Source organism: Pseudomonas reinekei, assembly GCF_001945365.1.
GTDB lineage: Bacteria > Pseudomonadota > Gammaproteobacteria > Pseudomonadales > Pseudomonadaceae > Aquipseudomonas > Aquipseudomonas reinekei.
In genome coordinates, this window is sequence record NZ_MSTQ01000001.1 from 468810 (window position 1) to 485518 (window position 16709).

16 protein-coding genes are annotated in these 16709 nt (G+C 60.3%); 8 read left to right on the plus strand and 8 right to left on the minus strand.

Annotated elements, in window-relative coordinates; genetic code table 11:
* Positions 1-238 precede the first annotated feature (238 nt).
* From BVK86_RS02110 to BVK86_RS02130, 5 genes are all read right to left on the minus strand, one after another.
* Positions 239-709: an anti-virulence regulator CigR family protein gene (locus BVK86_RS02110; RefSeq protein WP_075944835.1), complete on the minus strand. Its 471-nt coding sequence runs from the start codon at positions 707-709 to the stop codon at positions 239-241.
* 168 nt (positions 710-877) lie between these two features.
* Positions 878-1426, minus strand: coding sequence for a cupin domain-containing protein (locus BVK86_RS02115; protein WP_045057658.1), 549 nt, complete (start codon positions 1424-1426; stop codon positions 878-880).
* A gap of 317 nt (positions 1427-1743) precedes the next feature.
* Complete coding sequence (locus BVK86_RS02120; protein WP_075944836.1) at positions 1744-3027, minus strand: NAD(P)/FAD-dependent oxidoreductase; 1284 nt, start codon at positions 3025-3027, stop codon at positions 1744-1746.
* Between the two features lie 53 nt (positions 3028-3080).
* Positions 3081-4571 carry an aldehyde dehydrogenase gene (locus BVK86_RS02125; RefSeq protein WP_075944837.1) on the minus strand — a complete coding sequence of 497 codons (1491 nt, stop codon included), beginning with the start codon at positions 4569-4571 and terminating at the stop codon, positions 3081-3083.
* A gap of 185 nt (positions 4572-4756) precedes the next feature.
* Complete coding sequence (locus tag BVK86_RS02130) at positions 4757-6133, minus strand: glutamine synthetase family protein (protein WP_056853453.1); 1377 nt, start codon at positions 6131-6133, stop codon at positions 4757-4759.
* A 283-nt stretch (positions 6134-6416) separates the two neighbouring features.
* On the opposite strand from BVK86_RS02130, the gene BVK86_RS02140 reads away from it, so the two are divergent.
* The 6 genes from BVK86_RS02140 (at position 6417) to BVK86_RS02165 (ending at position 12207) form a co-directional block, all read left to right on the plus strand.
* Positions 6417-7178 (plus strand): gamma-glutamyl-gamma-aminobutyrate hydrolase family protein, encoded by a 762-nt coding sequence (locus BVK86_RS02140; protein ID WP_075944838.1) that lies wholly within the window; start codon positions 6417-6419, stop codon positions 7176-7178.
* A gap of 374 nt (positions 7179-7552) precedes the next feature.
* Complete coding sequence (gene potA / locus BVK86_RS02145) at positions 7553-8695, plus strand: polyamine ABC transporter ATP-binding protein (RefSeq protein ID WP_075944839.1); 1143 nt, start codon at positions 7553-7555, stop codon at positions 8693-8695.
* A gap of 29 nt (positions 8696-8724) precedes the next feature.
* On the plus strand, positions 8725-9606 hold the full coding sequence (locus tag BVK86_RS02150; RefSeq protein ID WP_408003001.1) for an ABC transporter permease subunit: 882 nt from the start codon (positions 8725-8727) through the stop codon (positions 9604-9606).
* Positions 9603-10487, plus strand: a complete 885-nt coding sequence (locus BVK86_RS02155; protein ID WP_075944841.1) for an ABC transporter permease subunit — start codon at positions 9603-9605, stop codon at positions 10485-10487. The genes BVK86_RS02150 and BVK86_RS02155 overlap by 4 nt, the downstream gene beginning before the upstream one ends.
* A gap of 103 nt (positions 10488-10590) precedes the next feature.
* Positions 10591-11688, plus strand: a complete 1098-nt coding sequence (locus BVK86_RS02160; RefSeq protein WP_075944842.1) for a polyamine ABC transporter substrate-binding protein — start codon at positions 10591-10593, stop codon at positions 11686-11688.
* Between the two features lie 324 nt (positions 11689-12012).
* Positions 12013-12207: a hypothetical protein gene (locus BVK86_RS02165; RefSeq protein WP_075944843.1), complete on the plus strand. Its 195-nt coding sequence runs from the start codon at positions 12013-12015 to the stop codon at positions 12205-12207.
* Between the two features lie 15 nt (positions 12208-12222).
* On the opposite strand, the gene BVK86_RS02170 is transcribed toward BVK86_RS02165, so the two are convergent.
* Complete coding sequence (locus BVK86_RS02170; protein WP_075944844.1) at positions 12223-12576, minus strand: DUF1428 domain-containing protein; 354 nt, start codon at positions 12574-12576, stop codon at positions 12223-12225.
* Between the two features lie 16 nt (positions 12577-12592).
* Positions 12593-13657: a hypothetical protein gene (locus BVK86_RS02175; protein ID WP_075944845.1), complete on the minus strand. Its 1065-nt coding sequence runs from the start codon at positions 13655-13657 to the stop codon at positions 12593-12595.
* A gap of 318 nt (positions 13658-13975) precedes the next feature.
* Between BVK86_RS02175 and BVK86_RS02180 the strand changes: the two genes are divergently transcribed.
* A complete protein-coding gene (locus tag BVK86_RS02180) occupies positions 13976-14245 on the plus strand; it encodes a hypothetical protein (RefSeq protein WP_075944846.1) in 270 nt (89 codons plus the stop codon).
* On the opposite strand, the gene BVK86_RS02185 is transcribed toward BVK86_RS02180, so the two are convergent.
* A complete protein-coding gene (locus BVK86_RS02185) occupies positions 14242-15150 on the minus strand; it encodes a LysR family transcriptional regulator (protein ID WP_075944847.1) in 909 nt (302 codons plus the stop codon). The genes BVK86_RS02180 and BVK86_RS02185 overlap by 4 nt on opposite strands.
* A 133-nt stretch (positions 15151-15283) precedes the next feature.
* Here BVK86_RS02185 and BVK86_RS02190 point away from each other — a divergent pair, with 133 nt between their 5' ends.
* The gene (locus tag BVK86_RS02190; RefSeq protein WP_075944848.1) at positions 15284-16696 is read left to right on the plus strand and encodes an MFS transporter; all 1413 of its coding nucleotides are present in this window, start codon (positions 15284-15286) and stop codon (positions 16694-16696) included.
* Positions 16697-16709: the final 13 nt, after the last annotated feature.

A 16709-nucleotide genomic window follows, 5' to 3' on the forward strand; every position in this document is an offset into this window, starting at 1 on the left:
GCGCCACAGGTCGCTGAATCCGAGCCGCGTCAGATTTTTTGATCTGTAAAAGCTGTAGGAAATCTCCCTTTGTGGCGAGGTAGCAAGCTCCCTCGCCACAATCACCCGGTTCGGTCCTACAGGTGGGTGGCGCGATGTGTTTGCCGTGATCGAGCAGCGCGGCTTTGAAGTGCCTAAAGGGCAATAACGAAACCCCAGACGAAAAAAACCCGCATCACTGCGGGTTTTCTGGCAACCGTTAATCGAACGCACCATTGAGCACTTCATAAATAAGCCCGGTCGCCAGCGCCACAAGGATCAAATCCGTACCGACTTGCTGCCACTCATACCCGTCGTAGTGCGGTAACTTGCCGACCAGCCGGCCATCGAGTTTCTTGGCGATGCCCGGCGGAAGCGGCTTGCCGTGGGCGAGGTTTTTCTGGATGCCGGGAGGTAATGCCGGCCCGGGACTCCAGTAATTACGGTGGCTGTCAACAATCCCGATGACGCTGGTACGACTAATGCTCGGGCCATGACTCCAGTCGCCGCCCCCTGAATTCTTGCCCTTGTTGCCATGCCCACCCTGGTTGCCATGATCCTGGGCGTATTGCGGGTTGCCCTTGCCGTTCCCCTGACCTTTTCCATTACCGGGATCCGCCAGTGCAGTCACCGAACCGCAAACCAACACCAGACTTGTAAAAGCTGCAATCATAGATCGAGACCTGATCATGAGTCGTTCCTTCGTGACGGGAGCAGTCCCTGAAATTTAGACGATGTTCAGAGCGTTGGTTCAATCCGCCACCGTATGCCGCCTCATCTCTGTCTTGGAACTTTCTTCGAACGGGTGTCGGTATGATGGCGTGGAGCCGTAAGTTAATCCGAATCAACCTACTTTGAATCAGAAATTCGCCGGCGTATTCGCGCTGATGATTTCCGCCTCATCCTGCCCGATATTGCGAAACCGGTGCGGCAGCGTGGTGGGGAAGTAATAACCATCCCCGGCGTTCAACACGCTGATCTGGCCGTCGACGGTCAGCTCAACCGTGCCCCGCGTGACCAACCCACACTCCTCGCCTTCGGAGTGCACGATCGGCTCTTCGCCGGAACTGGCGCCCGGTGCGTATTGCTCGCGCAGCAAACGCATTTGCCGGCTCGGTACGGAGGCGCCGATCAGCAGCAGACGCAGGCCATGGCGACCCAGATCGGGTTGTTCGCTGGCGCGGAAAACGTATTGGTGTTCGCGGGGTGGCTGGTCGAAGGTGAAGAAGTCGGCCAGGGACATCGGGATGCCTTCGAGCAGCTTTTTCAGGGAGCTGACAGAAGGACTGACGCGATTCTGTTCGATCAGGGAAATGGTGGCATTGGTGACGCCGCTACGCCGGGCCAGCTCGCGCTGGGACAGTTTGTAGCTTTCGCGTACTAATTTGAGTCGTGAGCCCGTATCCATGACAGCCTTATGTAAGAACGACTTAAGGGTAATGGGGGTGAAAAACAGGCGCAGATCCTGCCATTCCCCCTGTCCCTGAACCGTGAAAGGCGGCTATTAAATCACGTTTGTTGGTGTTGCTCAGCAGGTTCGATAAACGGTGGTCGAAAATGGCCTGTGCCTTGATGCAGTACAAACTGTGGGAGCGAGTCTGCTCGCGATTGCGGTGTGTCAGGCGACTGACATGTTGGATGAACTGCCGCCATCGCGAGCAGGCTCGCTCCCACAGGTTAAAAAGCCAGCGACAACTTTTGGGGTGGTCGCCGGCGAGGTAAAGCTTAGATGCCGAAACGGTCGCGCAGCGAGTAATACACGGCGCCCATGGCGGTGAGCGGCGCCGAAAAGGTGCGCCCGCCGATCATCGGCATGTGCGGCAGCGAGGCAAACGCGTCGAAGCGCTCGGCGTCGCCGCGGATCATTTCCGAAATCAGTTTGCCGGCCAGGTGCGAACAGGTGACGCCGTGGCCGCTGTAGCCCTGCATGTAATAGGCGTTTTTCTCGATACGGCCGAATTGCGGCATGCGCGACATGGTCAGCAGGAAATTGCCGGTCCAGCGGAAGTCAATCTTCACGTCCTTCAACTGCGGGAAGGTCTTGAGGATTTTCGGGCGGATCAGTTGTTCGATGTCGTCCGGCTCACGGGCGCCGTAGACCACACCGCCGCCATACAGCAAGCGGTTGTCGGCCGTCAGGCGATAGTAGTCGAGCAGGTAGTTGCAGTCTTCGACGCAGTAGTTGTTTTTGATCAGGCTACGCGCTTGCTGCTCCGACAACGGCTCGGTGACGACGATCTGCGAACCACACGGCATGCTCTTGCTGGTCACGCGGTTGTCGAGGCCTTGCGGCAGGTAGGCGTTGCCGGCGATCAGCAGGTACTTGGCTTTTACCAGGCCTTTGGCGGTGCGCACGGTGATCGGTTCGCCGTAGGTGATTTCCACCGCCGCCGACTGTTCGTAGATCTTGCCGCCCAGGCCGATGATTGCCGAAGCCTCGCCAAGCGCCAGGTTCAGCGGATGAATGTGACCGCCCTGCATGTCCAGCAGGCCGCCAACATAGGCATCGGAGCCGACTTCGCGTTTGATGTCTGCTTCGCCGAGCAGGGTCAGGTTCTTGTTACCGTAGCGTTCCCAGCTTTTCTTCTGCTCGGCCAGGCCTTTGAGCTGCTTCTTGTTCATCGCCGCGAAAATGCCGCCGGGACGGTAATCGCACTGGATGTCGTAGTGTTGTATGCGCTGACGGATGATGTCGGCGCCTTCGAAAATCATGCTACCGAGGACTTCGGCGGTCTTGTCGCCGTAACGTTCCTCGATCACGTCGACGTCGCGGCTGTAAGAGTTGACCAGTTGCCCACCGTTGCGACCGCTGGCGCCGAAGCCGACTTTGGCCGCTTCGAGCACGGTGACGCTGTAGCCCGCTTCAGCAAGGAACAGTGCCGAGGACAGGCCGGTGTAACCGGCGCCAATCACGCAGACGTCACAGTCCACCGCCCCTTCCAGCACCGGAAAATCGCCGGTGAAGTGGCGGGTGGCGGCGTAGTAGCTGTTTACATGTGTTGTTTTCATACGATTCTCCGATGATCGCCGGCAACGTGCAGGCGACCGCCGCTTAAAAGGTCTTAGAGCTTGATCCAGGTCGCTTTGAGCTCGGTGTACTTGTCGAACGCGTGCAGCGATTTGTCCCGGCCGTTACCCGACTGCTTGAACCCGCCGAACGGCGCGGTCATGTCGCCGCCGTCGTACTGGTTGACCCAGACGCTGCCGGCGCGTAGGCCACGGGCGAAGGTGTGGGCCTTGCTCAGGTTGGCGGTCCAGACACCGGCGGCCAGGCCGTAGATGCTGTCGTTGGCGATCGCCAGGGCTTCTTGCGCCGTGTCGAAGGTGATCACCGACAGTACCGGGCCGAAGATTTCTTCCTGGGCGATGGTCATGGCGTTGGTCACACCGTCGAAAATCGCCGGTTCCACGTAGAGGCCACCGGTGTCTTCGAGGGTGCGGCTACCACCGGCGATCAATTGAGCGCCCTGCTCTTTACCAATGTTGATGTAGCGCAGGATGTTGTCCAGTTGACGCTGATCGACCACCGCGCCCACGGTGGTGGCGGGATCGAGCGAGTGCCCCGGCTTCCACGCTTGCAGCGCCTCAACCAGCAGCGCGATGAACTGATCGCGGATCGAACGCTCCACCAGCAAGCGCGAGCCGGCGGTGCAGACTTCGCCTTGGTTGAACGCAATGGCGCCGGCCGCTGCCTGTGCTGCGGCACGCAAATCCGGGGCGTCGGCGAACACCACGTTGGCGCTCTTGCCACCGGCTTCGGCCCAGACGCGTTTCATGTTGCTTTGCCCGGCGTAGATCATCAGTTGCTTGGCGATCGCCGTGGAGCCGGTAAAGGCCAACACGTCGACGTCCATGTGCAACGCCAGCGCCTTGCCGACGGTATGCCCGAAGCCCGGCAGCACGTTGAACACGCCTTTGGGGATGCCCGCGTCCAGCGCCAGTTGCGCGATGCGAATCGCGGTCAGTGGTGACTTTTCCGAAGGCTTGAGGATGAACGAGTTGCCCATTGCCAGGGCCGGGGCGAATTTCCAGCTGGCCATGATCAACGGGAAGTTCCACGGCACGATGGCCGCGACAACGCCCGCGGCTTCACGCGTCACCAGGCCCAGTTGATCGTGTGGCGTGGCAGCGACTTCGTCGTAGATCTTGTCGATGGCTTCGGCAGTCCAGCGGATCGCGTTGGCGGCTGCCGGAATGTCGATGCTCATGGAGTCGCTGATCGGTTTGCCCATGTCGAGGGTTTCGAGCAGCGCCAGTTCTTCCTGATTGGCCAGGATCAGGTCGGCGAAACGAATCAGGATGCGCTTGCGCTCGGCCGGGGCCAGGTTGGCCCAGACGCCGGATTCGAAAGCACGGCGTGCGACTTCGACGGCAAGGTTGGCGTCGGTTTCGTCGGTGCTGGCGACGTTCGCCAGGAAGCGGCCGTCTACCGGGCTGATGCATTCGAACGTCGCACCGCTGGCGGCTGCGCAATATTGGCCGTCGATGAAGGCACGGCTTTCGAGGGTGAGGGACTGGAAGCGTTGCTCCCAGTCGCTGCGAGTGTTTGTCATGGTTGTGACTCGACGCAGGAGTTAGGTGGTTGCTGGACTGATGCCAGTCAACTCAGGATTTGTAATGCGGTCCCCTGTGGGAGCGAGCCTGCTCGCGATGGCGGCGGATCAGTCAATACTGATGTCGCCTGGCGCTCTGCCTTCGCGAGCAGGCTCGCTCCCACAGTTGATCGGTGTGATCCGTCTTAAACGGTGTGCAGGTACCAGTTGTACTCAAGGTCCGAGATGGAGTTTTCGAACTCGGCCAGCTCACTTTCCTTGCACGCCACGAACACGTCGATGTACATCGGGTCGATGTATTTGGCCATGACCTCGCTGTCGTCCAGCTCGCGCAGGGCATCGCGCAGGTTGTTCGGCAGGCTCTGTTCGTTTTGCTCGTAGCTGTTGCCTTCCACCGGGGCGCCCGGCTCGATCTGATTGGTCAGACCGTGGTGCACGCCCGCCAGGACCGAGGCCATCAGCAAGTACGGGTTGGCGTCGGCACCGGCCACGCGGTGTTCGATGCGCACGGCGTCCGGAGAACCGGTCGGCACGCGGACCGCCACGGTGCGGTTGTCGATCCCCCAGCTCGGCGAGTTCGGTACGTAGAACTGCGCGCCGAAACGGCGGTACGAGTTGACGTTCGGGCAGAGGAACGCCATCTGCGCCGGCAGGGTCTCGAGCACACCGCCGATCGCGTGTCGCAGCGCGGCGTTCTGCTCGGGATCCTCGCTGGCAAAGATGTTGTTGCCTTCTTTATCCAGAATCGAGATGTGCACGTGCAAACCGTTGCCCGCCTGGCCCGGATACGGCTTGGCCATGAAGGTGGTGTCCATTTCGTGGTCGTAGGCGATGTTCTTCACCAGACGCTTGAGCAGGACGGCGTAGTCGCACGCCTTGATAGGGTCGGCCACGTGGTGCAGGTTGACTTCGAATTGCGCCGGGGCGCTTTCCTTGACAATGGCGTCAGCCGGGATGCCCTGCTCCTTCGCACCTTCGAGGATGTCTTGCAGGCAATCGACGTATTCGTCGAGGTCGTCGATCAGGTACACCTGGGTGGAGATCGGACGCTTGCCGGACACCGGCGAACGTGGTGATTGCGGACGACCGTTCACGTTGTCCTGGTCAATCAGGTAGAACTCCAGTTCAAACGCGGCGCAGATGGTCAGGCCCAGATCGTCGAACTTGCGCACGACATTGGCCAGCACTTCACGCGGGTCGGCGAAGAACGGTTCGCCTTCGATTTCGTGCATGGTCATCAGCAGTTGCGCAGTCGGGCGCTTCTGCCAAGGCTCGATGCTCAGGGTGCCGGGGATCGGGTAGCAGATCCGGTCGGCATCGCCGATGTCCAGACCCAGGCCGGTGCTTTCCACCGTGGAGCCATTGATGTCCAGAGCAAACAGGGAGGCCGGCAGGTTGATGCCTTTCTCGTAAACCTTATGAAGACTGGTGCGTTCGATGCGCTTGCCGCGCACCACACCGTTCATATCCGCAATCAGAAGGTCGACGTACAAAACCTCAGGATATTTCTTAAGGAATGCGTTTGCTTCGTTGAGTTGAACGGTACGCAGAGGGACCGACATGATGCACCTATTTTTTACTGTTAATTATTATGTTCACCGCCCTTTCACGCAGCCAGTCAATCCGAAAGGCAAAGTGAAGTCAATAGCGAACACTTAGCCTTTCAGCGTTTATTTTCGGGCCTCTCAGAGGCAAGAGAGTGCCAGATCATCGCCGGAACACGCGCAAATCCTCAGCTGCAGACGTGTGGCGTTTAGAATTTTTTACATGGGAGTTGTTAATTAAAATCAACAAGGCTAAGCTCCGGAAAAGCTCGTTCAAGTGTCAAACTTCGAGGTGATAAAAATGGCATTCAAGCCATTGATCGGCGTTACTGCGTGCGTCAAACAGATTGGCCTGCATCCCTACCACGTCAGCGGCGACAAGTACTTGCGCGCTGTCAGCGTTGCGGCGCTGGGGCTGCCCGTCGTTATTCCTTCCCTGGCTGAACTGACCGAAATCGAGGACCTGCTGCCGCAGCTCGACGGTTTGTTGCTGACCGGCTCGCCGTCGAATGTGGAACCCTTTCACTATCAAGGCCCCGCCAGTGCCCCCGGCACGGATCATGATCCGGCGCGGGACGCCACCACCCTCCCCCTGATCCGCGCCGCGATTGCAGCCGGCGTCCCGGTGCTCGGCATCTGCCGCGGTTTCCAGGAGATGAATGTGGCGTTCGGTGGCAGCCTGCATCAGAAGGTTCATGAGCTTGCTGGGATGCTCGATCATCGCGAAGCCAACCATCCGGACCTGGCCGTGCAGTACGCTCCCGCCCATGCGGTGAACGTGCAGCCCGGTGGCGTGTTCGAAGCGCTCGATCTACCGTCGGTGTTCCAGGTCAATTCGATTCACAGCCAGGGCATCAACCGACTGGCCCCCGGCCTGCGCGCCGAAGCCGTCGCGCCGGATGGCTTGGTCGAAGCGGTCTCAGTGGAGAACAGCCTGGCGTTTGCCCTCGGTGTGCAATGGCACCCGGAATGGCAGGTGCTGGACAACCCGCCCTACCTGAAGATTTTCCAGGCGTTTGGCGACGCGTGCCGGCAGCGGGCGGCGCGGCGCAACAAGCGCTGACATCACCCAGGATTTCATCACTGTTTACTGCCACCACGAGGTCGGCGGTTGCGCGTGCGTGCATCCGTCATCCGTGAAAACAACAAACCGTAATAACAACAAGTACGACCCAGGCAGCCAGGACGGCGGCGCCGAACAAGCCGGATCGGTGCGGGTAATGCCAGTCAGGTAAACGCATTTCCCCTGTGGGAGCGAGCCTGCTCGCGAAAGCGGTGTATCAGCAAACAACGATGTCGACTGACACGCCGTCTTCGCGAGCAGGCTCGCTCCCACAGGCTCTGCGCCATAGCTGACAGGTATCCCGCACAGCTCTGCAATCAACTATTAAGTCAGGCCGCGTTGGCCCGACGACTGAAACCTGTTGGGAGTTTCACATGGCAAACGCCTCCAGCATCTACAGGAAGGCTCTTGAAGGTCACCAGGCACCGAAAAAGGTGTTGGTGAAAGTCGACCGCGTCACCAAGAAGTTCGACGAAACCGTGGCTGTGGACGATGTGTCCCTGGACATCCATCAGGGCGAAATTTTTGCCCTGCTCGGTGGTTCCGGTTCCGGTAAATCGACGCTGCTGCGCATGCTCGCCGGCTTCGAACGCCCGACTGAAGGCCGGATCCTGCTCGACGGTGTCGACATCACCGACATGCCGCCGTACGAACGGCCGATCAACATGATGTTCCAGTCCTATGCGCTGTTCCCGCACATGACGGTGGCGCAGAACATCGCCTTCGGCCTCAAACAGGACCGTTTGCCCGCGGCTGAAATCGATGCCCGCGTGGAAGAAATGCTGCGCCTGGTGCACATGACCCAATACGCCAAACGCAAACCGCACCAGTTGTCCGGCGGTCAGCGCCAGCGCGTGGCACTGGCCCGCTCCCTGGCCAAACGTCCGAAGCTGTTGTTGCTCGACGAACCGATGGGCGCGCTGGATAAAAAGCTGCGCTCGCAGATGCAACTGGAGCTGGTGGAAATCATCGAGCGCGTTGGCGTGACGTGCGTGATGGTGACCCACGACCAGGAAGAGGCGATGACCATGGCCCAGCGCATCGCGATCATGCACCTGGGCTGGATCGCCCAGATCGGCAGCCCTGTCGACATTTACGAAGCACCGGTCAGCCGCATGGTCTGCGAATTCATCGGCAACGTGAACGCCTTCGACGGCACCGTGGTGGAAGACCTGGAAGGCCACGCAATCATTCACAGCCCGGATCTGGAGCAGAAAATCTACGTCGGTCATGGCGTCAGCACCTCGGTGCAGGACAAGTCGATCACCTACGCCATCCGCCCGGAAAAATTGCTGGTCAGCACCACCAAGCCCGACGCCCGCTACAACTGGTCCAGCGGCAAGGTGCATGACATCGCCTACCTCGGCGGTCATTCGGTGTTCTACGTCGAGCTGCCTGGAGGCAAAGTCGTGCAGTCGTTCATGGCCAACGCCGAACGCCGTGGCGCACGTCCGACCTGGGACGATCAGGTCTACGTGTGGTGGGAAGACGACAGTGGCGTGGTACTGCGCGCATGAGAACCTTCAATCAGCAATTCCTGCGCCTGGTGCCCAGTGGGCGAAAACTGGTCATCGGCATCCCGTTCGTATGGCTGTGCCTGTTCTTCATGTTGCCGTTCTTCCTGGTGATGAAGATCAGTTTTTCGGAAGCCGCGCTGGCGATTCCGCCCTACTCGGAGATCTACACCTACGCCGAGCAGAAATTCGAGTTGATGCTCAACATCGGCAACTACACCTTGCTCGGCGAAGACGAGCTGTACCTTTCGGCTTACCTCGGTTCGTTGAAGGTCGCGCTGTTCAGCACCCTGGCGTGCCTGGTGATCGGTTTCCCGATGGCTTACGCGATCACCAAGGCGAGCAAGGAAGCGCAAAACGTCCTGCTGCTGTTGATCATGATGCCGACCTGGACCGCGATCCTGATCCGCGTCTATGCGTGGATGGGCATCCTCAGCAACAACGGCTTGCTCAATGGTTTCCTGATGTGGACCGGCCTGACGTCGCACCCGATCGAGATCCTCAACACCAACACCGCCGTGTATATCGGCGTGGTGTATGCGTATCTGCCGTTCATGATCCTGCCGCTGTACGCCAACCTGGTGAAGCACGACCAGAGCCTGCTGGAAGCGGCGTCGGACCTGGGTTCAAGCACCTTCAACAGCTTCTGGAAAATCACCGTGCCGCTGGCCAGGAACGGCATCATTGCCGGTTGCATGCTGGTGTTCATTCCGGTGGTCGGTGAGTTCGTGATTCCGGAATTGCTGGGTGGCCCGGAGACCCTGATGATCGGTCGCGTGCTGTGGCAGGAGTTCTTCAATAACCGCGACTGGCCGGTGGCGTCCGCCCTGGCGGTGGTGATGCTGTTGATCCTGATTGTGCCGATTCTGCTGTTCAACCGCAGCCAGGCCAAAGAGATGGAGGCACGGGGATGAAACGCTTCGGATTTTCAAAGTTCATGCTGATTTTCGGCCTGTCGTTCATCTACCTGCCGATGCTGATTCTGGTGATCTACTCGTTCAACGCCTCGAAGCTGGTGACAGTGTGGGGTGGCTGGTCATTCAAGTGGTACGCCGGCCTGCTCGACAACTCGCAACTGATGGGCTCGGTGGTGCGCTCGCTGGAGATCGCCTGCTACACGGCAATTGCGGCGGTGGCGCTGGGTACATTGGCGGCGTTCGTCCTGACCCGCGTCACCCGTTTCAAGGGCCGCACGCTGTTCGGTGGCCTGGTGACCGCGCCGCTGGTCATGCCTGAGGTGATCACCGGTCTATCGCTGTTGCTGCTGTTCGTGGCCATGGCGCAGTTGATCGGCTGGCCGATGGAACGCGGCATCGTCACCATCTGGATCGCCCACACCACGTTTTGTGCCGCTTACGTGGCGGTGGTCGTCTCCGCCCGCCTTCGCGAGCTGGACCTGTCCATCGAAGAAGCGGCCATGGACCTCGGTGCCAAGCCGTTCAAGGTGTTTTTCCTGATCACCATCCCGATGATCGCGCCGTCACTGGCGGCCGGCGGCATGATGTCGTTCGCCCTGTCGCTGGATGATCTGGTACTGGCGAGCTTCGTCTCCGGCCCGGGTTCCACGACCCTGCCGATGGAAGTGTTCTCGGCAGTGCGCCTGGGCGTGAAACCTGAGATCAACGCCGTGGCCAGTCTGATTCTGTTGGCCGTATCGATCGTGACCTTTATGGTCTGGTACTTCAGCCGCCGTGCCGAAGCCAGCCGCAAACGCGCGATCCAGGAAGCGATGGACCAGACCGCCAGCGAATCGTGGCAACAACCCAAAAAGCAAATGCTGGAGGCCACCGCCTAAGGTGCTGTGGTTTGCTCTTTGTGGCGAGGGAGCTTGCTCCCTCGCCACAGGTTCGCTGTGATTTTGCATTGTGTTTTGAATAAAAAGAAATGGAGTTGTACCGATGAAAATGTTTGGCAGGACTCTGCTGACACTGTCCTTATTGGGCGCGATCGCCTCGGGCGCCCAGGCCAATGACAAGGTTCTGCGCGTCTACAATTGGTCGGATTACATTGCCCCGGACACGGTCAAAAAGTTCGAAGACGAGACCGGCATCCGCGTGACCTACGATGTCTTCGACAGCAACGAAACCCTTGAGGCGCGCCTGTTGGCGGGCAAGTCCGGCTACGACATCGTCGTGCCGTCCAACAGTTTCCTGGCCAAGCAAATCAAGGCCGGCGTCTATCAGGAACTGGACAAGTCGAAACTGCCGAACTGGAAAAACCTCAATCAGGTGCTGCTGAAAAACGCCTCCGCCAGCGACCCGAATAACGCTCACGCGTTCCCGTACATGTGGGGCTCGATCGGCATCGGCTTCAACCCGGCCAAGGTCAAGGAAGTGCTCGGGGCCAACGCGCCGACCCACTCCTGGGACCTCCTGTTCAAACCGGAAAACGCAGAAAAACTCAAAGCCTGCGGCATCAGTTTCCTCGATTCGCCAACCGAAATGATCCCGGCGGCGCTGCACTACCTGGGCTACCCGGTGAACGATCAGGACAAGGCGCACATTGCCGAAGCTCAAGCGCTGTTCATGAAGATTCGTCCGTCGGTGTCGTACTTCCATTCGTCGAAGTACATCTCCGACCTGGCCAACGGCAATATCTGCGTGGCCGTCGGTTATTCAGGCGACGTGCTGCAAGCCAAGGCCCGCGCCGAGGAAGCCGGCGACAACGTGAAGATCGACTACAGCATCCCGAAAGAAGGTGCCGGCAGTTTCTATGACATGGTCGCCATCCCGCGTGATGCGGCGAACGTCGAAGAGGCCTATCAGTTCATGAACTTCCTGATGCGCCCGGACATCATCGCCGAGATCACCAACAACATCGGCTACAGCAACGCCAACGCGGCGGCGACGCCATGGGTGGATGAAGCCATTCGCAACGAACCGGGCTCGTACCCGTCCGAAGCGGTGATGGCAACGTTGTATGCCATTCCTGACCAGCCGATTGCCGTGCAGCGGATCATGACCCGTGGCTGGACCAAGGTGAAGCTCGGAAAATAATCGCTCAAGCGCAAGGTGCTATCGCCAGCAAGCCGGCTCCTACAATGATCCCTGACCGAACACATCTCCTGTAGGAGCCGGCTTGCCGGCGATGAGGCCATATCATTCAACACACAAATCAGATCAACCCTTTCTATCCATGCAGCGCCTTACCACCGCTGCATCACTCACCTGGCTCCTCGGTTAAGGTGAAGTTTGGCGCCCTCGGGCGCCTTTTTTTGTCGGGCATCACTCAGTGCCCAAGGGCCCTCGTTACAGGTCCTTTTCTGGCATCGCTGCGCAGGCACGTTATAGTTCAAGCAAGCGAATCAGCCGGAGGTTGTCATGCGCCAGATCCTCAGCAAAGAACCCTGGTGGGCCGCGCCACCCCAACCCGGGCAGGACGAGTTCGAGCTGGAATGGGGCTGGCTGGTGCATTACAGCGAAGGCGAACCGCGTTTCGAGTTCATCCGCGAGCGGCCGACGGACGATGAAATCCGCGGGCGCAAGAGTTGCAGGATCACCCCGGCGCCAGAGTGACCCTGCAATGTCGGTTCAAGCCTTCACGATCATTTCAAAACCGCCAAAAATCATCCGTTGACCATCGAACGGCATTGGACTGACGTCAGGTTGCACCCTTGGATCAGTCATCAGCTTCGCCATTCCGGCGTCGCGGGTTGGCTTGTCCGGCCAGACAATCCAGGAAAACACCACGGTTTCATCCTCCTTGAGTTTCACCGCCATGGGCAGTGAGGTGACCTTGCCGTCGGGGACATCGTCACCCCAGCACTCGGCCAGGCTGAGCGCGCCGTTCTCGATGAATATGGCAGCGGCCATCTCGGCGTGTTTCCTGAATTTTTCGCGGTTGGCGGTGGGTACGGCAGCGACAAAACCATCGACATAAGACATGAGTGTTCTCCTTGTTTCATGGGTTGATCTGCTTGTTAGTCGATTCGCTGGGGCTCCAATCGACATGTCCTTCGCTGCCCCCGACCGGCGGTTGCACACTCTGCGCCAGGCTTCCCTCGATCTGCCCCGCCATGTACAGCGTCCCGGCCATCACGCCGGTGGTCGGGTTCTGCACCAGCTTGGTCCAGGCTTTGTCGAAGGTGTTGCCCAGGCTGCCGCGAATCAACGCCTCGCTGTCCGGGCGGTCGCTGGCCTGGATCAACGCGCGTATCCCGGCGACCCCGACGGTGATCAAGCCACCGGCGAGTTTTCCCGCCGCCGCCGCCACGGCACTCGCCGCCCCGCGCGGCGCCATTTCGGCTTCCATTCGTTGACTGGCGCGCCTGGCAACCGGCGCCATGGCGGTGTCGGTCGAGTCAACGCCCTTGTCGCCCCCGGCCTTGTGCACTTTGTCGACCAGCGCGGCGAAGGCCGGCAGCGCGTTCAGCGGCTCGGCGCGCACCACCTGATACAACGAGGCATCCCGGGCCGCGGGTGGGCCAAGGGCAATGGCCGGGACTTTCTGGATTCGGCCATTGAGTTGGGCCATCGGCACGCCGTGACGTATGGAGATTTTCTGCAATTCTTCCTTGAGGATGTCGACGTAGAACGCCGCCGCGAGGCTGAGTATCGCGTCCGGATCAATCTCCACCGCCACCGGGGCCAGGACCTTTTCCTGGTATTGCTCGAGCAAGTAAGCGGCCAGGCGTTTTTCCGAAGTGTCCTGCTCGCCCTTGGCGCTGACGGTGTACCAGCTCACCTTCATCGACAACCACTCCTGGGTCCAATAGCTGCTGAACCAGGGAATGAAGTTCTCTTCGGTCAACTGATAGACCCGCGTGCGCCAGTAATCCATGGCACCGCGGGCGTAGATTTTGGTCTGTTCGGTGGCGGACTGCGAGGCGCTGACGATCTCCTGGTCGACTTGCTGCCAGGTGCTCGGCGAAACCATGACCTGCGACACTTGCACCGGTGCACGTGGCGTCGCGACGCATCCCGCCAATACCAGCAGCACAAGGACGATCAACGAACGCCGGTTCAAGATCGCGATTCCCTAAAGTCTGCGCCAAACCCAATGCCCGACGCTCAACGGCCCCTGGCTTGAGTATAGGTGGCGGCCCTTGCCCGCGATGGGGCCAGTCGTGACATCACTAAACCCGACCATCACTCCCATCGATATTCACCATCGCCACGAATGCCTTCCGCCGCGCAACCGTCAGCGTAGGATCACTTTCAACCCAACACGAAACCCTGTAGCGGAGGGTCGAATCATGCTGATCCATCTCCTGACCTGTCTGGCCCTGACGGCCTTCACGATGAGCGTGTTTGCCTGGTTCGTTCTCTCCGAGGAGCGCACGTCATGATTAACCAAGTCACCCTGGCCGTGAGCTTCCCGGTGTTCGGCAACAACTATTACTCGCAGCAATACGAGTCTCGTAAGGTGATGGCCCTGGTGTTCGACGATAAATTCGAAGCCCTGCTGATTCCCGCTGCGGGCAACCACTTCAACAACGAAGTGGTCGGGCTCAACGATCAGTTCCGCTTTCTCAATGACGTGCTGGCCGAGCATTTGCTCGAAACCGAAATGGCCCGGCATGCCCCAGGCTCGGCTCGCTCCTTTACGTTCTAGAGCGCCCCGTTTGCTGCTTGCCCGCACACCTCTCGCAAGCAGCCGCGCAACCAGCGATGAACCGGATCGGCATCCAGCCGCGGGTGCCAAAGCATCGCCACGGTAAATTCCTCCACGGACAACGGCAGTTCGAAGCTGTGCATGCCAGTGCGCAGGTTAGCGGTATGACGTTCGGGCACGCTGGCAATCAGGTCACTGCCGCGGGCCAATGCCAACGCCATGGAGAAACCGCCGACGATCGTCGCGATCCGCCGCTTCAACCCAAGCGGTTCCAGGGCCTCATCAATTTGTCCTGTTTGCAATCCCCGGCGTGACACGCTGATGTGGCTTCCCGCCGCATAGCGCGCAAGCGTGATCGCGTCATCGCCCAGCGGATGTCCGAGCCGCACTGCACCAATGAAACGATCGCGAAACAAGCCTTGGGTGCGCAGCTCCGGGCTGGCGGCCTTCCCGACTACACCGGTTTCCAGATCGACCGTACCGTCGCGCAGTGACGTACTGTCCTTGTCGGGTTTATGCACGAAACGCAGGCACACGCCTGGTGCCTGTGCGGCGACGAGGGCGATCAGCGCAGCGCCGAAGTTTTCGACGAAGCCTTCGCTGGTGCGCAAAGTGAAGGTGCGTTCCAGGTGCATGAGGTCGGGTTGCTCGGCCGGGCGCAGCACCGCTTCTACCTCCTGCACCAGCTGACTGACCCGCTCGCGCAGTTCCAGTGCTCGCGGCGTCGGCACCAGGCCGCGCCCGGCCCGGACCAGCAGCGGATCGCCCGTGGTTTCGCGCAGACGTGCCAGCGCCCGGCTCATCGCCGACGGACTGAGGCGCAAGCGCTTGGCGGCCCGCGCCACGCTGCCCTCGTTCAGCAATACATCCAGGGTGATCAACAAGTTGAAATCGGGAGCGGACATGGATCGCACCGTTCTTGGGTTGAGTGGCGCCATACGCACGTATTAAGTGCAATCAGTGCGTCTTCCGCCATGTTAGGCCCGGGCGTAGATTTGCGGTAGCTCCAATCGGGAGTGGCCACAAAAGAGATAGAGCATGCCATCCACTACAGCCATCACACCTACGCTTTCAGTCAGATGGGCACTGGTCAGCCTGTCACTGTCGATGCTGCTGTCATCGCTCGGCACCAGCATCGCCAACGTGGGGTTGCCGACGTTGGCCACGGTGTTCGACGCGTCGTTTCAGCAGGTGCAGTGGATCGTCCTCGCCTACCTGCTGGCCATTACCACCCTGATCGTCAGCGTCGGTCGCCTCGGTGATCTCATCGGACGGCGTCGTTTGCTCTTGTCCGGGATCGGTTTGTTCACGCTAGCCTCAGCCCTGTGCGGTCTGGCGCCGACCCTTGATCTGCTGATCGGCGCCCGAGCTCTGCAAGGGCTCGGCGCAGCGATCATGATGGCGCTGACCCTGGCGTTCGTCGGCGAGACCGTGAGTAAAGAAAAAACCGGCAGCGCCATGGGCCTGCTCGGGACCCTGTCGGCCATCGGTACGGCGATGGGGCCGTCCCTCGGGGGTGGGCTGATTGCCGCGTTCGGCTGGCAGGCGATTTTTCTGATCACCGTGCCCTTGGGCCTGATGACCCTGCTGCTCGCCCACCGCTACCTGCCCGTTGACCGGCCGACAGCAAAACGCGCCGTGTTCGATCCGCTGGGCACGTTGGTTCTGGCCCTGACGCTCGGCGCCTACGCACTGGCCATGACCCTCGGACGCGGCCATTTCGGTGCACTGAACATCGCCCTGCTGTTGGCGGCTTGCGTCGGCGTCGGTGTGTTTATATGGGTTGAAGAGCGCGTGGCTGCGCCGCTGATTCGCCTGGCAATGTTCCGCGATCCTCAGCTCAGTGGCAGCCTGGTCATGAGTTTGCTGGTGACTACGGTATTGATGACGACACTGGTGGTCGGGCCGTTCTATTTGTCCCAGGCGCTTGGGTTGAACGCCATCGGGGTCGGGCTAGTGATGTCGGTCGGGCCATTGGTTGCGGCGTTGACCGGCGTACCCGCCGGACGCATTGCCGACCGACTCGGTGCCCGGCGCATGACCTTCGCCGGACTGATCGCCATCGCGCTTGGCTGTTTCCTGTTGTCGGTGCTGCCGAGCAGTTACGGCATTGGCGGTTATATCGCACCGATGGTGGCGATCACGTTGGGCTATGCCGTGTTCCAGACCGCCAACAACACGGCCGTCATGGCCGATGTCCAGGCGGAGCACCGCGGCGTGGTGTCGGGCCTGCTCAACCTGTCGCGCAATCTGGGGTTAATCACCGGAGCCTCGGTGATGGGTGCGGTGTTCGCCACGGCTACGGCAACGGTCGACCTGAGTAGCGCACAACCTGCCGTGATTGCCAGCGGCATGCGCCTGACGTTTACCGTGGCTCTGGGGCTGATGGGCATTGCCTGTCTGGTGGCCGTGGGTGGCCGGGCGCTCACCACGGGGCGTGATCAGCGCTAAGCCTTTCGGAGCG